We start from the raw sequence: 2,668 nt of genomic DNA, 5'->3' as shown, positions 1-2,668 counted from the left end.
TTGTTCTCCATGCTGGCCAGCCGTGTCGGCAGTTTCGAGGGGCTGGCGGTCGCCGATCTGTTCGCCGGGTCGGGCGCGCTGGGACTGGAGGCATTGTCGCGGGGCGCTGCATCGTGCCTGTTCGTCGAACAGGACAAGCCAGCGCTCGATGCCTTGCGCGCCAATATCGCGAAGCTGGGCGCGCCCGGCGCCGACGTTCGTGCTGCCTCCGTGCTGACGCTGGGGCCAGCACGCGCGCCGCTGGATATCGTGATGATGGACCCGCCCTATGGCACTGGCGCGGGCGCGGTGGCGGCCGACAAGCTTGCTCGGCTCGGCTGGATCGGCCCCGCCACCTGGGTATCGATCGAAACCGCCCGCGAGGAGACGGTCGATGTGGCGGGCTTCGCTCCCGACGCTGATCGCATTCACGGACGAGCGCGACTGACGCTGCTGCGCCTCGCTTAAAGCGAATGAGGGCCTAAACCGAATGAGGGCCTAAACCGGATGAGGGCCTAGAGCGAATGAGGCGCTGCCACTCCGCCGCGCGGCCGCATCGACAGCAGCGCGACCAAGCTTAACAGCGACATACCCGCCAGATAGCCACCGACCGGCCACAGACCGCCGCGTTCCGCCAGTGCCTGCGCCGCAACCGGGGTCAGGCCGCCGCCAATGATCCCTGCCATGTTGAACGCAAGACTGACCCCGCTGTAGCGCACCCTCGCCGGGAACAGCCCCGGTAACCAGGCGCCCAGCGGGCCATAGACGAACCCCATCACGAACAGCGCAAACGCCAGGCTGGCGAAGATCGGCAGCGGTTCCGCCGACCCCAGCCCCGGCACCAGCGCGAACCCGGCCACGACCGCGCCGACGCACCCCCAGGTCAGGACATGCCCCGGGCTGGTGCGATCGGCCCATTCGCCCGACAGCGCGATCCCCGCGGCCATGAACAGGACCGCGCCGAGCTGCATGCCGAGGAACGTCTGGCGATCGATGCCCAGCACCGTCGTGGCGTAGCCAAGCGCGAAGGCGGTGGCGAGATAATAGACCGCAAAACACGCCACCGCGCCGAGCGTCCCGCCCAGTGCGGCACGCCAATGCTCGCGCAGCAACTCACGCATCGGTACCGCCGGGGGAGGTCCTTCCTCCAGCACGCGCGCGAACGCCGGGGTTTCGGCGATCTTCAGCCGCACCCACAGCCCCAGCCCGACCAGCACGATCGACAGCAGGAACGGAACGCGCCAGCCCCAGGAGAGGAACTGCGCGGGGGTCATCAACCATCCCAGCAGCAGGAACAGCCCGTTGGCGGCGATGAAGCCGACCGGCGCCCCCAGTTGCGGCATCATCCCATAACGGCCGCGGCGCCCGGCGGGGGCATTCTCCACCGCCAGCAGCGCCGCGCCGCCCCATTCGCCGCCCAGTCCGAAGCCCTGCCCGAAGCGCAGCAGGCACAGCAGCAGCGGTGCGAGATAGCCCGCATCGGCATAAGTAGGCAGAAAGGCGATCGCGAGCGTCGATCCCCCCATCAGCATCAGGCTGGCAACGAGGGTCGACTTTCGGCCGATGCGATCGCCGTAATGGCCGAACACCCATGCCCCGACGGGACGGGCGAGGAATGCCACCGCGAGGCTGGCATAGGCCGCCAGCAACTGCGCCGACGGGCTGCTTGCCGGAAAGAACAATGGCCCGAAGACCAGCGAGGCGGCGGTCGCATAAATATAGAAGTCGTAGAATTCGACCGAGGTGCCGACGAGGCTCGCGAGCAGGATCCGGCGGTGGGAGGCAGGCGCGGCCGCGGGGGCGGCGGAGAGAGCATGGGCCATGTCCGCTCATCGAACCCGCGCCCGGCATCGTCAACGCCCAAAAATGTCGCGCCGGTTACGTTTGCTGGAGCGAACGACATAAAGGAGCAATGTTGGATCGCTAGGACGGCGATGGCGGCGCCCTCCCCCTATTTGGCGCCGTCCCGATCGGGACGACCCCCTCGCCCGATCTTTCCCTGAACTACGGGGCGGCGGCCAATAACGCCGCCCCGGCTTTTCCTGGCTCGATGATCCGATGAGCGGACAATGTCCGCGTCAGAAGCCTCCGCCGCGCACCACGACCAGCAACGCCCAGTAAAGCAGCCCCGACAGCAGCATCGCCACCGGCAGCGTCAGCAGCCATGCCGCCGCAAGCTGTATCAGGGTGCGGCGCTGCAATCCGTGCCCGCTGGCGACGGATGCGCCCGCCACGCCCGACGACAGAATATGCGTCGTCGAAACCGGCAGGCCGAAGCGATCCGCGGCGAGGATCGTCGCCGCCGCGACCAGCTCGGCCGAAGCGCCCATGCCATAGGTCATGTGCTGCTTGCCGATCTTCTCTCCGACGGTCACGACGATCCGCTTCCAGCCGATCATCGTACCAAGCCCCAGCGCCAGCGCGACCGCCACCTTCACCCACAACGGGATGTAGCGCGTGCCCTTCTCCAGCCGCGACTGATAGTCGCCCAACGCCGCCTTCTCGGGATCGCTGAGGCCGGCGGCTGGCGACTTGCCCACCATCCGTATCGACTCGAGCACGAGATACATGTCGTTGCGGATATTTTCCGCCGCCGATGCGGGGACGCGGCTCAGCGCGCCATAGCCCTGCACGCGCTGCGACAGGTCCTGCGATACAGCGATGATCGCACCAAGATCGGAAGAGCGTC

The 2,668-nt window shown here is 67.7% G+C and carries 3 protein-coding genes; 1 reads left to right on the top strand and 2 read right to left on the bottom strand.

Annotation, left to right across the window (positions count from 1 at the left end):
* On the top strand, nt 1–447 hold a 447-nt coding region (locus tag ACFDTG_RS16620; RefSeq protein WP_375292024.1), incomplete at its 5' end, for an RsmD family RNA methyltransferase.
* Nucleotides 448–494: 47 nt separating this feature from the next.
* Here the strand turns inward: ACFDTG_RS16620 and ACFDTG_RS16615 are convergent.
* Together ACFDTG_RS16615 and ACFDTG_RS16610 are read right to left on the bottom strand one after the other, a co-directional pair.
* On the bottom strand, nt 495–1,802 hold the full coding sequence (locus ACFDTG_RS16615) for an MFS transporter (protein WP_375250197.1): 1,308 nt from the start codon (nt 1,800–1,802) through the stop codon (nt 495–497).
* Between the two features lie 255 nt (nt 1,803–2,057).
* On the bottom strand, nt 2,058–2,668 hold a 611-nt coding region (locus ACFDTG_RS16610; protein WP_375292023.1), incomplete at its 5' end, for an inorganic phosphate transporter.

This window comes from Qipengyuania sp., from assembly GCF_042095715.1.
Lineage (GTDB): Bacteria > Pseudomonadota > Alphaproteobacteria > Sphingomonadales > Sphingomonadaceae > Qipengyuania.
This window is presented reverse-complemented; position numbering and strand designations above follow the sequence as displayed.